This is a genomic window from Kitasatospora griseola, assembly GCF_044999035.1.
GTDB classification, from domain to species: Bacteria; Actinomycetota; Actinomycetes; order Streptomycetales; family Streptomycetaceae; genus Kitasatospora; species Kitasatospora griseola.
Genome location: NZ_CP173360.1, coordinates 5443434 through 5462718, shown reverse-complemented (window position 1 = coordinate 5462718; position 19285 = coordinate 5443434). Strand labels below are relative to the sequence as shown.

Sequence of the window (19285 nt, the reverse complement as noted above, 5' to 3'; positions counted from 1 at the left end):
AGCACCCCACGCACCGCACCGGCCCCACCCGCGCACCCCACGCACCGCACCGGCCCCACCCGCGCGGCCCGCACCCCGCACCGGCCCCACCCGCGCGGCACCCCGCACCGGCCCCACCCGCGCGGCCCGCACCCCGCACCGGCCCCACCCGCGCGGCACCCCGCACCGGCCCCACCCGCGCGCAGCGACGCAGCACCTCGGCAGCCCTCAGGCCGAGTCCCGAACGATCAGCTCCGTCGCCAGCACCACCTGCCGCCGCGCCCGGCCGCGTTCGGCGATCTCGTCCAGCAGCAGCCGGACCATCGTGCGCCCCATCTCCTCGATCGGCTGGCGCACGCTGGTCATCGGCGGATCGGTGTGCCGGGCCACGATCGAGTCGTCGAAGCCGATCACCGCGACGTCGTCGGGGATCCGTCGGCCGGCGGCCCGCAGCACCTGCATGGCGCCGGCCGCCATCACGTCGGACGCGCAGAAGACGCCGTCCAGGTCGAGCCGCCGCTCCAGGAGTTCGCGCATCGCGTTCCGGCCGCCCTCCTCGGTGAAGTCCGCCAGGCCGACCAGCTCCTCGTCGTAGGGGTGCCCGGCCTCCTCCAGGGCCCGGCGGTAGCCGCCGAGGCGGGCCTGGGCGACCTCCATGTCCAGCGGTCCGGTGAGGGTGGCGACCTGGCGGCAGCCGCGGCGCAGCAGGTGCCGGACAGCCATCCGGGCGCCGCCGGCGTTGTCGGCGTGGACGTAGCTGAGCGGTTCGAGGTCGCCGCGCCGGCCGGCCAGCACGGACGGGATCTCCAGGCTCTCCAGCAGGGCGGGCAGCGGGTCGTCCCGGTGCACCGACACCACCAGGACGCCGTCGACCCGCTGGGCGGTCAGGTAGGCCGAGAGGCGTTCGCGCTCACGCTGGTTGCGGACCAGGATCAGCAGCAACTGCAGGTCGGTCTCGGCGAGTTCGGCCGAGACGCCGCTGATGATGTCGGAGAAGTACGGCTCCGAGAACAGCCGGGTCTCGGCCTCGGGGACGACCAGCGCGATGGAGTCGGTGCGCGAGGTGACCAGCGTGCGGGCGGCCCGGTTGGGGACGTAGCCGAGTTCGGCGATGGCGTTCTGGACGGCCTCGCGGGCCTTGGCGCTGACCCGGGGCGAGCCGTTGACGACCCGGGAGACGGTGCCGCGGCCGACGCCGGCCAGCGCGGCCACCTCCTCCAGGGTGGGGCGCGCGGCGGCTCTGCCCCCGGCACCCGGGTGGGGTGCCTCGGGGCGCTGTGCAGTCGGGCTCATCGCTGCACCTCTCGGTCTCTGGGACGGATGGGACGGGGCGGACGGAACGAACGGGGCAGGGCGGGACGGTCGGCACCGGTTCCGGCCGGGCCTCCCACCCCAGTGCGGAAGGTTCATTGTGGCCGGTCCCGAGCCGCCCACAAGCATCCGGGGCGGACCGCACCCCGAGCCCCGGGCAACCCACGCCCGCCCCCGGGCAACTCGCACCCGACCTTCGGGGCAACCCGCGCCCGCCGCCCGGGCAGCCTGAATCCCGGCACCGTCCCGCCGTCGAGAAACCCGCAGCCACCGCCGCAGCCCCGACGCCGGCACCCTCACCACCGCGCCGCCCGACGGAGCCCCGGTGCCGGAAACGCTCCGGCAACGTTTGCGTCACCACGTCTTGACACTCACCCCCGCGACCCAGCAACCTTCCGGCATGCCAATTGTGGGAGCGCTCCCACACTGTAGCCAACATTCGGCGCACAGAGAACATCCCTGAACCTCTCCGCTCCACCCCGGAAGACCCGGATCACCACCCGGACAAAGGAGTTCGCCCCCATGCGCACCACCTCCCGCCCCCGCAGAGCCGCCGTCCTCGCCACCGTGGCCGTGGCCGCCTCCGCGCTGCTGCTCTCGGCCTGCTCGTCCGGCTCGGACAGCGGCGGCAGCGGATCGAGCGACGCCAACGCGAAGATCACCCTGACCGTCGGCGACTTCGGCACCTTCGGTTACAAGGAGGCCGGCCTGTACGACGAGTACATGGCCGCGCACCCGAACGTCACGATCAAGTACGACACCGTCCAGGACGGCCAGAAGTACTGGGACGCGCTGACCACCCACCTGGCGTCCGGCAGCGGTCTGTCCGACATCCAGGCGGTCGAGGTCGGCTACATCGCGCAGGCCACCAACACCCTGGGCGACAAGTTCGTCGACCTCGGCAAGGCCGAGGGCGTCAACGCCTCCAACTGGCTGCCCTGGAAGTCGCAGCAGGCCACCACCCCGTCCGGGGCGCTGATCGGCCTGGGCACCGACATCGGCCCGATGGCGATCTGCTACCGCACCGACCTGTTCCAGCAGGCCGGCCTGCCGACCGACCGCGAGCAGGTCGGCAAGCTGTGGACGGGCGACTGGTCGAAGTTCGTCTCGGTCGGCCAGCAGTTCCAGCAGAACGCCCCGGCCGGCACTTTCTTCACCGACTCGGCCTCCGGCCTGTTCAACGCCGTGCTGTCGGCCCAGCCGGAGCAGTACTCGGACTCCTCCGGCAAGCTCGTCTACAAGACCAGCGCCGGTGTGAAGACCGCCTGGGACCTCGCGGTCTCCGCCTCGAAGGCGAAGATCAGCGCCGGCCTGCGCCAGTTCCAGGAGCCGTGGAACGCGGCCGTCGCGAACGCCAAGTTCGCCGCCGTGGTCTGCCCGTCCTGGATGACCTCCTCCCTCAGCAAGTACGGCGGCGAGGCCGGCAAGGGCAAGTGGGACGTCGCCGCCGCGCCGGTCGCCTCGAACTGGGGTGGCGCCTTCCTGACCGTCCCGAAGGCCGGCAAGCACATCAAGGAGGCCACCGAACTGGCCGCCTGGCTGACCGCGCCGGAGCAGCAGGCCAAGGTCTTCACCAAGGTCGGCAACCTGCCCTCCACCGTGGGCGGCCTGCAGCAGCCCGCCGTCCAGGGCGCCAAGCTGGAGTACTTCAGCAACGCCCCGACCGGCCAGATCTTCGCCGCGTCCGCCACCTCCATCAAGCCGGCGCCGATCGGTGAGCAGGACGGCAACGTGAAGACGATCATCACCGACAACGGTGTCCTCGACATCGAGGAGCACGGCACCGACCCGGCCAAGGCCTGGAGCAACGTCACCAAGCTGGTCGACGACAAGGTCGGCCACTGATCCGGGCCGGCACGCGCCGGTGACCGATCCCAACTGCCCGGCCGGGTCCGCCCACCCGGCCGGGCGCCGTTCCGCCGCCCCCTCGCCACCTCCGGGAAGGAAACCCCAAGTGGCCACCAACGTCCGCGCCGAGGCCTCGCCCGTCGCCCCGGCGCGCCCCGCCTGGCGCTCCCGCCTGTACCGGTTCGACCTGAAGGCCTCCCCGTACGCCTTCATCGCCCCGTTCTTCCTCTGCTTCGCCGCCTTCGGCCTGTTCCCGCTGATCTGGACGGGCTGGCTGTCGCTGCACTACGTCGACCTGCTGAAGCCCGACGTGATGGAGTGGAGGGGCCTCGGCAACTACACCCGGCTGTGGTCCAACGACCAGTTCTGGACGGCGCTGCGCAACACCTTCACGATCGGGGTGATCTCCACCGTCCCGCAGCTGCTGATGGCGCTGGGGCTCGCCCACCTGCTGAACTACCGGATGCGGGCCCGCGGTTTCTTCCGGGTCGCGATCCTCGCCCCGTACGCCACCTCGATCGCCGCCGCGACCCTGGTGTTCGTCCAACTGTTCAACCCGGACTACGGGTTCATCAACTGGGCGCTGGACGCGGTCGGCGTCCACCACACCAACTGGTACGCCGACACCTGGCCCTCGCAGATCGCCATCTCCGCCATCGTGACCTGGCGCTGGACCGGCTACAACGCGCTGATCTACCTGGCCGCGATGCAGGCGGTGCCGAAGGACCTGTACGAGGCGGCCGGTCTGGACGGGGCCAACCGCTGGCAGCAGTTCACCCGGATCACCGTCCCGTCGATCCGGCCGACCATCCTGTTCACGATCATCGTCTCCAGCATCGGCGCGACCCAGCTGTTCGGCGAGCCGCTGCTGTTCGGCGGCGGGGTGGGGGTCTCCGGCGGCTCCGCGCACCAGTTCCAGACGCTCAGCCTGTACATGTACGAACTGGGCTGGCCGTCGCGCCAGTTGGGTCGCGCCTCGGCGGTGGCCTGGACGATGCTGCTGCTCCTGCTGCTGGTCGGCCTGGTGCAGTTCCTGATCACCCGTTACCGCAAGCGCCACGAGCTGGGAGGCTGACATGGCCGCCACCCTGTCCACCCCCACCGCCGGCAGCGCCCGGCCCACCGAGCGGGAACGTCCGCGCGGCCTGTTCCGCCGCCGGGCCGGCGAGCACGACAAGGCCGGCCCGGTCGCCTACCTGCTGCTGGCCGTCGCCGCGGTGATCTCGCTGTTCCCGCTGTACTGGACCTTCGTCGCGGCCTCGAACACCGGCGAGCGGGTGGCCCAGTCACCGCCGCCGATGGTGCCCGGAGGCCAGCTGTGGACCAACGTCTCCACCGCCTGGGAGCAGGCCGAGATGGGCACCGCACTGCTGAACTCCACCGTGGTGGCGGGCTGTGTGGCGCTGTCCACGGTGCTGTTCTCCACGCTGGCCGGCTTCGCCTTCGCCAAGCTGCGCTTCCGCGGCCGGAACGCGCTGCTCACCCTGGTGGTCGCCACCATGACCGTCCCGCCGCAGCTCAGCGTGATCCCGCTCTACCGGATCATCACCGAGCTGGACTGGGGGAACCACCTGCAGTCGGTGATCCTGCCCTCGCTGGTGGCCGCGTTCGGCGTCTTCTTCATGCGTCAATTCCTGTCCGAGGCACTGCCGTTCGAGCTGATCGAGGCGGCCCGGGTGGACGGCGCGCACAGCCTGCGGATCATCTGGCACGTGGTGTTCCCGGTGGCCCGGCCCGCGATGGCGGTGCTCGGCATGCTGGTGTTCGTGCAGTCCTGGAACGACTTCTTCTGGCCCTTCGTGGTCCTCACCCAGCAGAACCCGACCGTGCAGGTCGCGCTCTCGGCGATCGGTGGCGGCTCGGGCCACGACATCAACCAGGCCGTGGTCATGACCGGCGCGTTGGTCGGCACCCTGCCGCTGCTACTGATATTCGCCGTTCTGGGGAAGCACATTGTCGGCGGGATCACGTCCGGCGCCGTCAAGAGCTGACCCTCCGGAAGACCCCGCCCTGTCCATTCCTCAGCCATGGGAGCGCTCCCGTATGACCATGACCGATCCGACCACCGCCTCCCACGCCGCCGCCGCGGCCCCCCGGGGCGCCTTCCCGTCCGGCTTCGCCTGGGGCGCCGCCACCGCGGCCTACCAGATCGAGGGCGCCGTCGCCGAGGACGGCCGCACTCCCTCCATCTGGGACACCTTCAGCCGCACCCCCGGGAAGGTCGCGAACGGCGACACCGGCGACATCGCGGTGGACCACTACCACCGCTTCCGCGAGGACGTCCGGCTGATGGCCGACCTCGGCCTCACCTCGTACCGGTTCTCGCTCTCCTGGCCGCGGATCCAGCCGACCGGCCGCGGCCCCGCCGTGGAACGCGGACTCGACTTCTACCGGGCCCTGGTGGACACCCTGCTGGAGCACGGCATCTCCCCCGTCGCCACCCTCTACCACTGGGACCTCCCGGAGGACCTGGAGCAGGCCGGCGGCTGGCCGATCCGCGAGACCGCCCACCGCTTCGCCGAGTACGCGTCGATCGCCGCCCGTGCGCTCGGCGACCGGGTCCCGCTCTGGACCACCCTCAACGAGCCCTGGTGCAGCGCCTTCCTGGGCTACGGCTCCGGCGTGCACGCGCCCGGCCGCACCAACCCGGCGGACGCCCTCAGGGCCGCCCACCACCTCAACCTCGGCCACGGCCTGGCCGTCGGCGCGCTGCGCGAACTGCTGCCCGCCTCCGCGCAGATCGGCGTCTCGCTCAACCTGCACCTGGTCCGCCCGCTCACCGACCGCCCCGAGGACCGGGAGGCGGCCCGCCGGATCGAGGCCGTCGGCAACCGGATCTGGACCGGCCCCATGTTCGGCGGCGGCTACCCGGCGGACCTGATCGCCGACACCGCCTCGATCGTCGACTGGGACGAACTGGTCCGGCCCGGCGACGAGGCCGAGATCGGCCGGCCGATCGACCTGCTCGGCCTCAACTACTACAACCCGACGGTCGTCTCGGCCCCGCGGAAGGCTCCCGTCGAGAACCCCGAGGACACCGGTGGGCCCGCCCGCTTCGACGGCCACGGCGACAGCGCGCACAGCCCCTGGCCCGGCGCCGAGGACGTGGTCTTCCACCTCGCCAACGACGACCTCACCGCGATGGGTTGGCCGATCGACGCCACCGGCCTGTCCGAGTCGCTGATCGGCATGCACCGCGACTTCGGCCTGCCGCTGATGGTCACCGAGAACGGCGCCGCCTTCGAGGACGTGGTCGGCCCGGACGGCCGGGTCGACGACCCGGAGCGGATCCGCTACCTCCGGCTGCACCTGTCGGCGGTGGCCGACGCGATCGCCGCCGGGGCGGACGTCCGCGGCTACTACCTCTGGTCGCTGATGGACAACTTCGAGTGGGCGTACGGCTACGACAAGCGCTTCGGCATCGTGCACGTCGACTACGAGACCCAGCGGCGCACCCCCAAGTCCAGCGCCCACTGGTACACGGGGGTGATCCGACGCGGGGGGCTCGACTGACCTCCGCCCTCCACTCGATGTGACGGAGTGTGAGCGACGGGCGTGACTGCCGGGGGCCCGGCTCGTTCTCCCCTGGTGTGCGAACCAACCACGCGAAACGGCTGCGACGTTCGGACACCCCTCGGCACCGGTGGGGCCGGCCCGGGGCGCTGGCGGCGAGCGGGATACTCGCCGTCCAGCTGCTCGGCCTGGCCCTCGGCACCTCCGACGCCCAGGCCGCCGAGAGCGGCCGGGCCGGCCTCAGCACCCGCGCCCGCACCCTCGGGCCGGGCTCCCCCGCCGACGAGAGCGGGCTGCTCGGCAGCACCGGGCCCGCCCTGGACGGTGCGGTCGGCGAACTCGGCACCGTGATTCAGCAGCACCTCGGCACCGGTGAACTCCCGCTCCCCGGCCAGCACGCCGACGGCCCCGACGCCTTCGCCATCGCCGCCCGCCTGCTCTCCGCCATCCCCTCGCAGGACCGCACCGAGGACCGCGCCTCCCGCTCCGGCCCCGCCGAAGGCCGTCCCGGCAAACCCGCAGCCCGGGCCTCGGCCCCCAACCCCCCCGCCGACCCGGCACCCGACCAGGCCACCCCGATCCCGTCCCGCCGGCATGTCGACAACCTCACCACCACCACGCCCGACCGGCTCCCCCCGCCCTCCACCCCCACCCCCGAGGGCGACGCCCCCCTCGCCCTCACCGCGGCCGACCCCGCCGACCCCGACGACGGCGACTCCACCGCCGCCGTCCTGCTCCCCATCGCCGCCGGCCTCCTCCTCACCGCCGCCGCCACCTACAAGCACCGCGGCCTCCCGGGCGGACACTGACCCCATGCACCCGGCGCTCCCCGCCCACCCCGGCCCGTGGACGGTCGAAGACCTGCGCACCCTGCCCGAGGACACCCACCGGCGAATCGAACTGGTCGGCGGATCCCTGCTGCTGACCCCACACCCCGACGTCCCGCACCAGCGGGCCGCCACCCGCCTCTGCGCGCTGCCGGCCTCCGCCCTCACAACCGCCGACGCACCGTTCGAGGCACTGTCGGCCGTCAACGTCCTCGTCCCGGACGGCCTGCTGATCCCCGACCTGGTCGTCGTCGACGCCGCCGCAGCCGCCGAGGCCGGCTCCGCCCTGCACGCGGACGACGTCGTCGTGGCCGTCGAGATCGCCTCCCCGTCCACTCGGGTCATCGACCGCAGGACGAAGCCCGGCCGCTACGCGGCGGCGGGCATCCCGCACTACTGGCGTCTCGCCGCCGCGCCGCGCCTCCACCTCGGGCGGCTGGAACACGGCGACTACCTCGACCGCACCGTCCAGCCCGGCGAGAGCACCGCACTCACCGAACCGTTCCGGCTCGAACTCGACCCGGCCGTGCTGCTGCGCTGACCGCTCGCCAGCAGGTCAGCCGAAGGCCTTCGGGGGCGGAGGCGGGGACTGGACGGCCTGGGTGTCGGGGACGGGGGTTGCGCCGGCGACGAAGTCGGTGAGGTCGCGGGCGTGGAGCAGGCGGGCCTGGGCGGCGTCTGCGGCCAGGCGGCGGGTGAGGTCGGTGAGCGGGAGGGGGGTGTGGGCGGCGGCCAGGACGAGGTTGCCGAAGCGCTTGCCGCGCAGGACGGCTGGGTCGGCGATCAGGCAGACCTCGGGGAAGACGGCCAGCAGGGTCGCGGCCTGGGCACGGGCGAAGGCGAGTTGGCCGCCGTCGGTGATGTTGGCGGTGTAGCGGCCGGTGGCCGTGAGGGCCTGCGCGGCGAGCCGGGCGAACTCGACGGTGGCGCAGTGGGCCGGGACCCGGGCTCCGGCGAAGACGTCGGCGATCACCAGGTCGGTGGAGCCCTCGGGGGTGCGTTCCAGGACGGCGCGGGCGTCGCCGCCGCGGACCCGGATCTGCCAGCCGCGGTCGAGCGGCAGCTCGGTGCGGACGAGTTCGGTGAGCGCGGTGTCGATCTCGGCGACCTGCTGCCGGGAGCGCGGCCGGGTGACAGCCGTGTAGCGGGCCAGGGTGAGCGCGCCGCCGCCGAGGTGGAGCACCGAGATCGGCTGGCGCGCGGGGGCGGCGAGGTCGATCAGGTGACCGATCCGCCGCTGGTACTCGAACCCGAGGTGGGTCGGGTCGGCGAGGTCGACCAGCGATTGCGGGGCGCCGTCGAGGACGAGTTGCCAGGCGTGCGGCCGGTCGCGGTCGGGGCGCAGTTCGGCGGCGCCGGAGGCGACCGTCGCGGTCAGCGGGCCCTCGGTGTGCGTGCGGCCGGGGACGGCGGGGGCGGGAGTGGTACGTGAGCGGCCCATGCGCCCATTATCCGATGATCACCCGAACCCCGCCCGCAGCGACCGCACCCCGCGACCGCACCCCGCCCGCCACCCGCAGACCGCGGCCCACAGCACACCAAGCGCCGCGAACCAAGCGCCGCCCGCCGCGCAACCAAGCACAGCCCACCGCCCAGGCAGAACCCTCAGGCCCCCGATGCCATCCCGATGATCCGATTGGCCAGCTCGACCACCCCGGGCCCCAGACTGCGCGCCGTCTCGGCGACCCGCCGCGCGGTCTCCAGCGCCCGGTTCAGCCGCGCCCCGCGCTGGTCCGCGGTCTCCCCGGCCGGGGCGCTCGCCGGGTCGAGGTCGGTGAGCGTCTGGTCCAGCTGCTGTCCTTCCGGCCCCGGGACGTGCTGCCGCAGGTCGGCGACCAGGGTGCGGAGCAGGGCGAGCTGCTCGGGCCCCGGCTGCGCGGTGCCGCCGAAGTTGACCGAGCCGATGTTCCCGCTGCCGCTGACGTTGGTGACGTTGCCGAGGTAGAAGTGCTGCTCGCCGCTCACGTGTTGATCCTTCCGACGTTGCCGGTGCCGTGGACGTTGACGGTGTCGCCGAAGTAGTAGTGCGCCGGGTTGATCGACAGGGTGTCGACGTGGAGGGCGAGGGTGGCGGCCCCCGGATTGTCGATGGCCGCGGCGAGCTGCACGGTCAGGGCCAGCCGACGCTGGGCGTCGGGTGCCGTGACCAGGGCGACCGAGGTTCCGTTGGTCTCGATGGCGACCGCGTGCTGCGGCTTCTGCAGCACCACCTGGAGCAGGTTGATGACGTGGACGGCCAGGACGATCAGCGAGAACGTCACCACCGTCCCGGTGAGCGAGGAGGAGCTGTCCTGCCTCGACGAGGACGACCCGGTCAGCTGGATGGACAGGTTCCCCATGGCAGCCAGCACGAACGCGACGGTCACGGTGATGGCGACCCGTCGGCCGAAGCGTGCGAAGGCCTCCCCGTACCGGGGGTTCAGGACCACGGGGAACACCCGGGCGATGTTGTCCAGCGGATAGGCGGCCTGGCCGATCCACAGCGTCCGCCGGTCGATCCGGAGCTCGATCTGCCCCGGTCGGAAGGCCGGCATCGGCGGCACCGGCGGCGGTACCGGTGGTGTCGGCGGTGGTGTCGGCGGCACTTGCCCGGGAACGTTCTGAGACACTCGCATCATCCCCCAAGTCGCGCGTGTCGCACACTATATGAGCGCCCGTCAAGCATGGCCAGGCATTTGCACGGACCTGCTCAGAGCGGGCCGAGCCCGCCCGCGGCGAGGGTGGTGGCGGCTTCGCAGAGGGCCGAGCGGAGCACCCAGGCGTCGGTGGGGCGGACGCAGTGCTGGGGGCCGCCGGGCGGGATGATCCAGCACGGGTCGGTGGGCGGGAGCAGGTCGGCCCCCGGGGTACAGGTCGAACCGGGCAGGTGCCAGCGCAGCGCGGTGCCGGCCGGGACGAGGAAGGCGATGGCCGAGCCGCCGGAGCTCTGCTGGACGGCCCCGCAGGCGCGCCGCAGGCGGAGGATGTCGACCGCTTCGAGCCCGTGCCGGACCTGCACCGTCACGGTGTCGTACTGGACGACCCGCCCGACCACGCCACCGCCCGGACCGGTACCGGCACAGGCGGAGACGGCCGACGGGACGGGCGGCACGGCGGAGGTGGGCAGCACGGCCGGGGCAGCCGGGCGGCGGTACTGGGGAACTCCGGTGGCCATGGGGGACCTCCTGTCGCCTGGGGTCGCGCGGACACCGGAGGGCGCTCCGCCGCCCGGTTCGGCGACGGGGGCCGGCACGGGAGGGGGCCCGTACCGCCGGTGTCCATGTATCAGGACAACGCGCGACCGGGCCTCCAGGCCACGGCCTTCGATACGGCAAGCCATGGCATTTCATGGCGGAACACGGCAACTGCGTCCGTATTGTCCATAATTGCCCCACCTCCACCAGGCAACTCACTGTGTACGCCGAGTAACTACGGGTACTGTCGTGCCGACGCGACGGCCCCACCGGAGACCGGCGCGACCTCGCCGGCACGATCTCGGAGTGCAGCATGGCAGCCACGCGGACCGGCGAGCCCCGTCCGGCTCCCGTCCCCAACCGGGCGATGCGGGAACTGCGCGGCGACCTCTCGCCGAGGGAGTTCGCCACGCTGGTCCGCCGGGCCGCCCGGGAGATCGGCGAGCACGTGTCGTGCGACGCGCGCTACGTCGGGCGGGTGGAGGCCGGCGAGATCCGCTGCCCCAACTACGCCTACCAGCGGGTGTTCCGGCACATGTGGCCGGAGAAGTCGCTGGCGGACCTCGGGTTCGCCCCGCGCAAGACGGTCCGCCGCCAGCTGCCGAACGCCGAACCCGACATCGAACCCGGCACCGGCACCGGCACCGGCGTCGCCGAACCCCACACCGGCGGGGCCGCCCACCCGGTGCCCGCACCGCCCGCCCGACCTGCCACGCAACAACTCCCCGACCCGGCCACCCCGGCGGGTCCGCCGGACCTGTCGCACCGCTCTGACGAGGAGGACGACGTGCTTCGCCGAACGTTCCTGAACGGCGGCTCCGCCGCGATGGCGACCGCGCTCGGCATGGGCGGATCGCCGCAGCCCGCGGCCCCGCCACCACCCGCCGCCCTGCCCCCACCGCCGGAGCGCCACCGGGTGGGCGCGGCCGAGGTGCGCGGCGTCGAGCAGGCGGTCCGCGACATCCGGCTGCTCGACGACGTGCACGGCGCGGACACCCTGTTCGAGCTGGCCGGCCAGTCGCTGCGCAGTGCCTACGTGCTGCTCAACGACGGCGAGTACAGCACCGAGACCGAGCGGCGCCTGCAGTGCGCCGCCGGCGAACTCGCCATCTCGGTGGGCTGGTTGGCGCACGACTCGAGCCGGCCGATGGACGCCCGTTCGTTCTACTCGGAGGCGTTGGCGACCGCCCGGATGGCCCAGGACCCGCACCTGGAGGCACACGTGTTCAGCAACATCGCCTTCCTGGCCCGGGAGACCGGCCAGGCCCGGGAGTCGCTGCGGGCCGCCCAGGCCGGGCAGGCCGCGGCCCTCGGCCTGGGCTCGGACCGGCTGCGTTCGCTGCTGGCGCTGCGCGAGGCCTGCAGCTGGGCACTGCTCGGCGACCGGGGCGCCTACCAGCGGGCGCTGTCCCGGGCGTACACGCTGTTCGACCGTGGGCCGCAGGACGCCGACCCGGAGTGGATGTCCTTCTTCGGGGAGGCGGAGCTGGCCGGCCAGGAGGCGCAGTGCTGGTCGTTGCTCGGCGACTGGAAGCGGGCGATCGTCCAGGCAGAGCAGGCGGTCGGGCTGCAGCACCCGCACTTCGTCCGCAACCGGGCGCTGTACACTGCCGAGTTGGCGCACGACCGGCTGGGCCGGGGCGATCTGGCGGGCGCGGCCGTGCAGGGGTCGGAGGTGGTGGCGCTGCTCGGCCAGGTCCGTTCGGCGCGGATCCGCGGCATGCTGGCGCACACCGCGGACCGTCTGCGCGAGCACTCCGCCGTGGCGGAGGTGCGGGAGTTCCTGGCGGGCTACGACGACGCCGCGGCCGCCTGACCACGGCCGGCCGGAGCGCCGGGGCCCGGCCGGCCGGTCCGGCCGGATCAGTGCGACGGGACCGGCTCCCGGACCGTCAGGCCTTTTCGAGGTGGCTCTGGTCGTTCCAGGTCTCGACCGCGGGCAGCCCGTACTCCCAGGACAGTACGGAGAGCGAGGCGGTGCCGAGCTTGAAGCGCTGCGCGTACTCGGGGGCGAGGCCGAGCCAGCGGGCGGTGAGGATGCGCAGCAGGTGGCCGTGGGCGAACAGCACGACCTCGCAGTCGGCGCAGTGCATGGTGGTGGTGTCGGCGTCGGGGACGCCGTGCCGTCCGTTGAGCTCGGCGAGGAAGGAGTCGACCCGGGCGGCCACCTCGGAGAGCTTCTCGCCGCCGGGGACGCCGTCGCGCCAGATCAGCCAGCCGGGCCGGTCGGTGGCGCGGATGTCGGCGCCGGTGCGGCCCTCGTACTGGCCGTAGTCCCATTCCAGCAGTTCGGGGCGGTCGACGGCGCGGTCGCCGAAGCCGGCGAGTTCGGCGGTCTCGCGGGCGCGGGAGAGCGGGCTGGTGTAGACGGCCGCGGTGGGCAGGCCGTGCCAGGGGGCGCGGCGGAGGCGCTCGCCGAGGGCGCGGGCCATGGCGCGGCCATCGTCGGTGAGCGGGATGTCGGTGCGGCCGGTGTGCTGGCCGGTGACCGACCAGGCGGTCTCGCCGTGGCGGACCAGCACGATGCGGGCGGGCATGGGGGCTACCTCATTCGAAGTGGGTGCGCGGGGAGCGCGAAGGGCTTCGAGGACTGCGGGGCGCGGCCGCGCCGTTGCGGACCACCGGGCCCATGATCCCCCACCGGCCCGGCCGGATCGAGTGACCGACTCCGCTTTGTCGGCGGCGGGTGCGAGACTGGGCCGCACCATGAACGTCTCGCACTTGGGGCAGGCTTCCCCGTCGCTCCGGCGGCTCTCCGAGCTGCGCGGCTCCGCGCCGCAGCGCAGTCTCGACGCCCGGGCCCTCGCCGCTCTCGCCGCCAATCCCGGATGCCGCCGCCGCGCACTGCTGGATGCCGCGGGGGTGGACAAGACCGCGCTGGCGGACCGCCTGGGCCGGCCCGCGCCGTTCGGCCAGTCGCCGTTCGCGATCCGCCGGGGCCTGCAGTTCGAGTCCCGGCTGAAGCGGGACGGCTACGCGGTGCTGTTGGAGCCGCTGCGCCGGATGCTGGGGGTGCCGGAGGAGGAGGTGGCCTCGCTGGCGGTGCCGGATCTGCTGCCGTCGCAGTCCCCCGCAGTGCGCACGGAGCGGACGTTGGCGGCACTGGCGGAGGCGGCCGCCGACCCTGCGTCCTGGACGCTGCTGGACCATCCGATGCTGCGTCTGCAGGTGGCCGGCAGCCCGGCGTACCTGGAGCCGGACGCGGTGGTGGTGCACGGCGGCCGGTGCACCGTGGTGGAGATCAAGTCCTTCCCGGTGCTGGACGGTTCAGCAGATCCGGCGAAGGTCGGCGCGGCGGCCCGGCAGGCCGCGGTGTACGTGCTGGCCCTGCAGGAGGCGGCGGCCCGGCTGGCCGGTGGTGCGCCGTCCGCGGATCCTTACGCGGTGCAGGAGCTGCCGGGCGCGCCGGAGTTGACGGTGCTGCTGGTCTGCCCGAAGGACTTCTCCAACCGCCCGGTCGCGGTGCCGGTCGACGTGCGGCGCGAACTGTCCACCACCCGGCGGCAGTTGTCCCGGATGACCAGGGTGGAGCAGCTGCTGGCGGCGCTGCCGGAGGGGGTGACCTTCGACCTGGCGCGGGACGACTCGGGGGCGCCGACCCGTCCGGTCGAGGAGTTGGCGGAGGCGGTGTCGACGGTGCCGGCCGCGTACGGTCCGGAGTGCATCTCGACCTGCGAGTTGGGTTTCCACTGCCGGTCGCAGGCCAGGTGTGCGGGCGCGGTGGAGCAGTTGGGCCGCGGGGTGCGCGGGGAGCTGGGTTCGCTGCGCACCGTGGAGGCGGCGCTGGCGGCGGCCGAGCGGGGTGTGGAGCAGGGCCTGGAGCCCGCGCTGCTGGCGGAGTTGGGGCTGGACGAGGCGTCCGAGCGGTTGGCGTACGCGGCGCGGCTGCGGGCGGAGGCGTTGGCGGTCGGGGGCGCGCGGCTCGGGGGCGTCCGGTGAGTCTGCTGTCCACGCTGGCGCGGTTGGAGGCGGTGCGCGGTCAGCGGGCGGAGCCGTTGGCGACGGTGCGGCACCGGCATCTGTCGGAACGTCCGATGGTGCTGGTGCCGTTGGCGGCGGCGGGTGAGGCGGGTGCGCCGCTGGCCGTGCTGCTGGGCACGGACCGGGACGCGCCGCGGCTGCATCTGGTGCCGCAGCCGCTGAACCGCACGCAGCGTTCGGAGTTCCTGGCGGCGATGGCGGCGGACGTGGTGCCGTACCTGGAGTCGTTCAACGAGCAGGTGGAGCTGCTGGAGGGTTCGGAGAAGGACCCGGTGAGCGGCGAGAAGCTGCCGGTGGTGCGGGAGTTGTGCGCGGACGCGCCGCAGCTGATCGTGCCGAACGCGGCGGGCGTGGCGCATCTGGCGCTGCTGGGCCGTTCCACCCGGTTCCGTCGTACGGCGGAGGACCCGGATCCGGGCGAGTACCCGGCGCCGACCCGGGTTCCGTTGCTGGGCCGGTGGTTGACGCATCTGACGGACCGGGCGCAGGTGCCGGGCTCGTCGATGCTGCTGGCGATGACGGGCCTGCTGTCGCGGCACTGGGCGACGGGTCAGTCGAACCTGGAGGACCAGCACCTGGCGGCCCGGCTGGCCTGGCACCTGCCGCCGGAGGGCATGGAGCCGGCGGTGACGGGTGCGGTCGCCGCGGAGTGGGTGGAGTCGGCGCGCGACGCGGACGGTCTGCTGCGGTGTCCGCCGGCCGGTCCGGCGACGGATCCGAAGTTCGACGAGCGGGTGCTGGCCCCGGCGATCCTGCGGCACGACGCGGCGGTGGCGGTGTGGGAGCAGGCCGACGCCTCGCGGGACGCGGTGCAGGAGCGCCGGGCGGCGGGGCTGGTCGAGCGGGCCCGGGCGGAGCTGGCCCGGGTGCTGCTGGCGGCGACGCTGCCGACCTGGCACGACGTGTGGCGCGGGGTGGATCTGCTGCGCGGGCTGCCGCCGGCCGGTCATCTGCCGGACCGCTGGGAGGGCGACCGCTGGTCGTTCACCATGCACCGGGACCGGGTGGCGGCGGGCGAGCCGCCGCAGCCGCGCCGGGACGACGCGGTGACGGCGGCCCGCAAGCTGGCGCAGCGCGAGCGGGAGCAGGCGAAGCTGGAGATCCAGGAGGCGCTGGACGATCCGTTGGCGATGGCGGAGCGCCGGCTGGCGGGCGAGGCGTTCGCCGGCGAGGTGGTGGACGTGGTGCCGGAGTGGACGCAGGGCAAGTCGCCGAAGCCGCGTCCGCTGCTGGTGGTGCGGACGGGGGACCGTCCGCACGCCGATCCGGGCCGGGAGGTGTACCGGGCGCACGCGGAGCCGGCGCAGCGGGCGGAGATCGTCTCGGCGGAGCCGGGCGAGGTGGCGGTGCGGCTGCTGTCGGGCATGGGTCGGCGGAAGGATCCGGAGCCGGGCAGTGTGCCGGCGGTGGGCGATCAGGTGGTGTTCACGCTGTTCGAGCTGTCGCCGCGGCAGTCGGCGCCGTTGCCGGAGCCTGCGGACACTCCGTGGACGCACGGTGGTCCGCCGGTGGTCGGCGAGGATTCACCGGCCGGTGCGGACGAGTGGGAATGACGTGCGGATGAGCTTCTCTGGAGACCTGGTGATCGACCCTCAGGATGCTGCGGCGACGGGCGCGTTGTCGCCGGGCGAGGCCGCGGACCGGGCCGTGGCGGGGATTCTGGACGCGGTGGTGCGGCCGCGGCCGGGCGCCCCGCGCGGGGTGGTGGTGGATTCCCCGCCGGGTGCGGGCAAGTCGACGCTGGTGGTGCGGGCGGCCCGGGAGCTGGTGGGTGCGGGCGAGCGGCTGATGATCGTCGCGCAGACCAACAGCCAGGTGGACGACCTGGTGGACCGGTTGGCGTCGAAGGCGCCGGAGATGTCGATCGGCCGGTTGCACGCGAGCGATTCCAAGCCGGCCCCGGAGGCGTTGCGGCATGTGAACGTCACCGCGAAGGACAAGGTCGTGGATCTGCTGGAGCAGGACGTGGTGATCTCCACGGCGGCGAAGTGGCAGTGGGTGAAGACCGAGCAGCCGTGGCGGCAGGCGATTGTGGACGAGGCGTACCAGATGCGTTCGGACGCGCTGCTGGCGGTGGCCCGGCTGTTCGAGCGGGCGCTGTTCGTGGGTGATCCGGGCCAGTTGGACCCGTTCACGGTGGTGGGCACCGACCAGTGGGCGGGTCTGTCGTACGACCCGTCCAGTTCGGCGGTGGTGACGCTGCTGGCGCACAATCCGGCGATCCGGCCGCACCGGCTGCCGGTGTCGTGGCGGCTGCCGGCCTCGGCGGCGCCGTTGATCTCCTCGGCGTTCTACCCGTACACGCCGTTCCGTTCGGGCACCGGCCCGGGTGAGCGGACGCTGCATCCAGGGGTGCGGGCGGACGGTTCGGCGGTGGACGCGGCGATCGACGAGGCGGCCGACAGCGGCTGGGCGCTGCTGGAGCTGCCGGCCCGGCACACGGTGCGCACCGACGCGCAGGCGGTGGCTGCGGTGGCGCGGACGGTGCAGCGGCTGCTGGAGCGGGAGTTGACGGCGGTCTCGGAGCAGGGTTCGGCGCGGTTGACGGCGGGCCGGGTGGCGGTGGGGACGGCGCACCGGGACCAGGCGGCGGCGGTGCGGGCGGAGCTGGCGCGGCTGGGGGTGCCGGTGGATCCGGCGCTGGGCGAGGCGGTGACGGTGGACACCGCGAACCGGCTGCAGGGCCGGGAGTACGACGTCACGGTGGTGCTGCATCCGCTGTCGGGCCGCCCGGACGCGACGGCGTTCCACCTGGAGACGGGTCGGTTGTGCGTGCTGGCGTCGCGGCACCGGCACGCGTGCATCGTGGTGGCCCGGGCGGGCATCGCGGAGCTGTTGGACGAGCATCCGTCGACGGAGCCGGTGCAGCTGGGGGTGGCGGTGAAGTTCCCGGACGGCTGGGAGGCGAACCACGCGGTGCTGGCGCGGCTGTCGGAGCACCGGGTGCGCCTGTCCTGATGCGCCCCGGCGCGCGGCAGGTGGCGTGCGCCGGTGGTGGGGAATAGCAACCGGGGGCGCACCGTTCCGCTACCTGCGGTCCGCGCGCGACAATGGACGACGGCCGTCATCCCTTCACCACCCCGGAGGTGCCCCGCCATGCCCGACCCGCACCCGCAGGCGTCCGACCAGAGCGGTACGCCGGTTCCGGCTGCCGTACCGGCCGTGCCGGGGCCTGGCGATCGGGGGCGTCGGATCCGCCCGGCCCAGTTGATCTTCGAACCGGAGGGCAGGGAGCCCGAGCCGGAGCGCTTCTTCGACCTGGAGTCGATCGCCGATCCGGCCGAACTGCTCTCCCGCTCCACCGAGTTGACGCTGGCGTTCCGCGCCGCGGCGGAGCGCGCCACGGATTTCCAGGCGATCGCCGCGGCCCAGCTCGCCGACCCGCGCCGCTTCGACGCGCTCTCCGCGGAGCAGATCGCCGAGCGCGCCGAGTGGACGCCCGACTACGCGCTGAAGATGGTCGAGTACGGCCGCACCCTGCAGCGCCGCACCCCGGAGGGCTGACGTCCCCGCCAGGCCACTGGCATATGCGGCGGGCGATGGTACGCCCTCGCCACCGCCGATGTCCGGTGAACGCGGTTTTCGCCGCGATCCCGGGCGTGTCCGGTCCACGCTGGGCGGGTGGACATCTGGACCTATCAGGCCGTCGAGTACGTCAGCGTCGCCGGAGAGGCGTGGCTGGCCTCCGCCAGCGAGTACCCGAGCAGCATGCGCGCACTGTGGGAGGCCCGCCCGTGGGCGCCGGCCGTCCTGCCGTGCGGCCGGGTCTTCGACGTGATCAGCATGCCCTCGGTGTTCGGCCGCCGGGTGCTCGACGAGCTGTGGGCGTCCGGCCCGGGCTGCGGCCCGGTGGCCGCCTTCCGCGGCCGCACCCTGCTGGCCTGGGAGGAGTGGGCCCGGGACGTCCCGCCGCTGCTCTGCCACGGCATCGGCGACGCGGTGACCGTCCCCCCGGTCCAGCGCGCGGCGGACTCCACCGACACCGCCGGCGGACGCTGGATCGTCGCCCCCGACACCCGCGAGCCCTGGCTGCCGGGCGCCCCCGTCCTCCTCTGGGCCTGCGTCCGCGCCGCCCGCGCCCGCACCCCGCGCGAGGCGGGCGACCTGCTGCCGAACACCCGCTGAACCCCGGGTGCCCGGGACGCGGCGCTCCGGCCGGAAACGGATTTGGGCTCCGGCCCCGGCCGCTGCTAAAGTCTTCCACGTCAGCAAGCGCCGCTAGCTCAGTTGGTTAGAGCAGCTGACTCTTAATCAGCGGGTCCGGGGTTCGAGTCCCTGGCGGCGCACAGACAGTCGAAGGCCCCTCGCGAAAGCGGGGGGCCTTCGGCGTTCCCGGCCACGGGCGGCCCGGGTCCGTCGCTCGGCCGGGTGCGCGTAAAGGGCTGCTAGTGTCCCGGTCATGGCGTCCGACGACCTGTACTCCGACTGGGCCGCCTGGCTCGACACCGAGCTCGCCGAGGCCGAGGCGGCGGCGTTGCGCGCCCATCGGCGCGAGGGGCTGCAGCGGCGGCTGCGGCAGGTGTCCGTGTGGACGGGGGCGGTGACGCTGGTGGCCGGCCTGGGGTTCGGGCTGGTGTACACGGCGCAGCACGGTCCGGCGCCGCGTCCGGCGGGGCCGACGATCTCCGCGGCGCCGACCCCCGAGGGCTGATC

The 19285-nt window shown here is 73.7% G+C and carries 19 protein-coding genes and 1 tRNA gene; 14 read left to right on the top strand and 6 right to left on the bottom strand.

Annotated features, from left to right (window positions below; all coding sequences use genetic code 11):
- Positions 1-207: 207 nt before the first annotated feature.
- Positions 208-1272, bottom strand: a complete 1065-nt coding sequence (locus ACI1MP_RS24880) for a LacI family DNA-binding transcriptional regulator (RefSeq protein WP_404869506.1) — start codon at positions 1270-1272, stop codon at positions 208-210.
- Between the two features lie 540 nt (positions 1273-1812).
- On the opposite strand from ACI1MP_RS24880, the gene ACI1MP_RS24875 reads away from it, so the two are divergent.
- From ACI1MP_RS24875 to ACI1MP_RS24850, 6 genes are all read left to right on the top strand, one after another.
- Positions 1813-3135: an ABC transporter substrate-binding protein gene (locus tag ACI1MP_RS24875; protein ID WP_404869505.1), complete on the top strand. Its 1323-nt coding sequence runs from the start codon at positions 1813-1815 to the stop codon at positions 3133-3135.
- Positions 3136-3244: 109 nt separating this feature from the next.
- The gene (locus ACI1MP_RS24870; protein ID WP_380341574.1) at positions 3245-4213 is read left to right on the top strand and encodes a carbohydrate ABC transporter permease; all 969 of its coding nucleotides are present in this window, start codon (positions 3245-3247) and stop codon (positions 4211-4213) included.
- 1 nt (position 4214) lies between these two features.
- Complete coding sequence (locus ACI1MP_RS24865) at positions 4215-5129, top strand: carbohydrate ABC transporter permease (RefSeq protein ID WP_380341577.1); 915 nt, start codon at positions 4215-4217, stop codon at positions 5127-5129.
- Positions 5130-5181: 52 nt separating this feature from the next.
- The gene (locus ACI1MP_RS24860) at positions 5182-6651 is read left to right on the top strand and encodes a glycoside hydrolase family 1 protein (protein ID WP_404869504.1); all 1470 of its coding nucleotides are present in this window, start codon (positions 5182-5184) and stop codon (positions 6649-6651) included.
- A gap of 77 nt (positions 6652-6728) precedes the next feature.
- Positions 6729-7460, top strand: a complete 732-nt coding sequence (locus ACI1MP_RS24855; protein WP_404869503.1) for a hypothetical protein — start codon at positions 6729-6731, stop codon at positions 7458-7460.
- A gap of 4 nt (positions 7461-7464) precedes the next feature.
- Entirely contained in the window at positions 7465-8019 is a 555-nt protein-coding gene (locus tag ACI1MP_RS24850) for a Uma2 family endonuclease (protein WP_404869502.1), read from the top strand.
- 15 nt (positions 8020-8034) lie between these two features.
- Here the strand turns inward: ACI1MP_RS24850 and ACI1MP_RS24845 are convergent, their stop codons facing one another.
- The 4 genes from ACI1MP_RS24845 to ACI1MP_RS24830 form a co-directional block, all read right to left on the bottom strand.
- Positions 8035-8919, bottom strand: coding sequence for a spermidine synthase (locus tag ACI1MP_RS24845; protein ID WP_380341589.1), 885 nt, complete (start codon positions 8917-8919; stop codon positions 8035-8037).
- A gap of 164 nt (positions 8920-9083) precedes the next feature.
- Positions 9084-9443 (bottom strand): hypothetical protein, encoded by a 360-nt coding sequence (locus ACI1MP_RS24840; RefSeq protein WP_100588686.1) that lies wholly within the window; start codon positions 9441-9443, stop codon positions 9084-9086.
- Positions 9440-10012, bottom strand: a complete 573-nt coding sequence (locus ACI1MP_RS24835; RefSeq protein WP_100588685.1) for a DUF6232 family protein — start codon at positions 10010-10012, stop codon at positions 9440-9442. Before ACI1MP_RS24835 ends, ACI1MP_RS24840 begins: the two co-directional genes overlap by 4 nt.
- A gap of 155 nt (positions 10013-10167) precedes the next feature.
- Positions 10168-10632, bottom strand: a complete 465-nt coding sequence (locus ACI1MP_RS24830) for a hypothetical protein (protein WP_404869501.1) — start codon at positions 10630-10632, stop codon at positions 10168-10170.
- A gap of 332 nt (positions 10633-10964) precedes the next feature.
- On the opposite strand from ACI1MP_RS24830, the gene ACI1MP_RS24825 reads away from it, so the two are divergent.
- Positions 10965-12467 (top strand): tetratricopeptide repeat protein, encoded by a 1503-nt coding sequence (locus ACI1MP_RS24825; RefSeq protein WP_380341596.1) that lies wholly within the window; start codon positions 10965-10967, stop codon positions 12465-12467.
- A gap of 76 nt (positions 12468-12543) precedes the next feature.
- On the opposite strand, the gene ACI1MP_RS24820 is transcribed toward ACI1MP_RS24825, so the two are convergent.
- Positions 12544-13188 carry a histidine phosphatase family protein gene (locus ACI1MP_RS24820; RefSeq protein ID WP_380341599.1) on the bottom strand — a complete coding sequence of 215 codons (645 nt, stop codon included), beginning with the start codon at positions 13186-13188 and terminating at the stop codon, positions 12544-12546.
- 169 nt (positions 13189-13357) lie between these two features.
- Between ACI1MP_RS24820 and ACI1MP_RS24815 the strand changes: the two genes are divergently transcribed.
- From ACI1MP_RS24815 to ACI1MP_RS24785, 7 genes are all read left to right on the top strand, one after another.
- Positions 13358-14590: a hypothetical protein gene (locus ACI1MP_RS24815; RefSeq protein WP_380341602.1), complete on the top strand. Its 1233-nt coding sequence runs from the start codon at positions 13358-13360 to the stop codon at positions 14588-14590.
- Positions 14587-16185, top strand: a complete 1599-nt coding sequence (locus ACI1MP_RS24810) for a hypothetical protein (RefSeq protein WP_404869500.1) — start codon at positions 14587-14589, stop codon at positions 16183-16185. The genes ACI1MP_RS24815 and ACI1MP_RS24810 overlap by 4 nt, the downstream gene beginning before the upstream one ends.
- Before the next feature lie 7 nt (positions 16186-16192).
- Positions 16193-17590: an AAA domain-containing protein gene (locus ACI1MP_RS24805; RefSeq protein WP_404869499.1), complete on the top strand. Its 1398-nt coding sequence runs from the start codon at positions 16193-16195 to the stop codon at positions 17588-17590.
- A gap of 138 nt (positions 17591-17728) precedes the next feature.
- Positions 17729-18136: a hypothetical protein gene (locus ACI1MP_RS24800; protein ID WP_380341609.1), complete on the top strand. Its 408-nt coding sequence runs from the start codon at positions 17729-17731 to the stop codon at positions 18134-18136.
- A 117-nt stretch (positions 18137-18253) separates the two neighbouring features.
- The gene (locus ACI1MP_RS24795) at positions 18254-18757 is read left to right on the top strand and encodes a hypothetical protein (protein ID WP_404869498.1); all 504 of its coding nucleotides are present in this window, start codon (positions 18254-18256) and stop codon (positions 18755-18757) included.
- 87 nt (positions 18758-18844) lie between these two features.
- A tRNA-Lys gene (locus ACI1MP_RS24790) sits at positions 18845-18918 on the top strand.
- A gap of 113 nt (positions 18919-19031) precedes the next feature.
- A complete protein-coding gene (locus ACI1MP_RS24785) occupies positions 19032-19283 on the top strand; it encodes a hypothetical protein (protein WP_380341612.1) in 252 nt (83 codons plus the stop codon).
- The last annotated feature ends 2 nt before the right edge of the window (positions 19284-19285 follow it).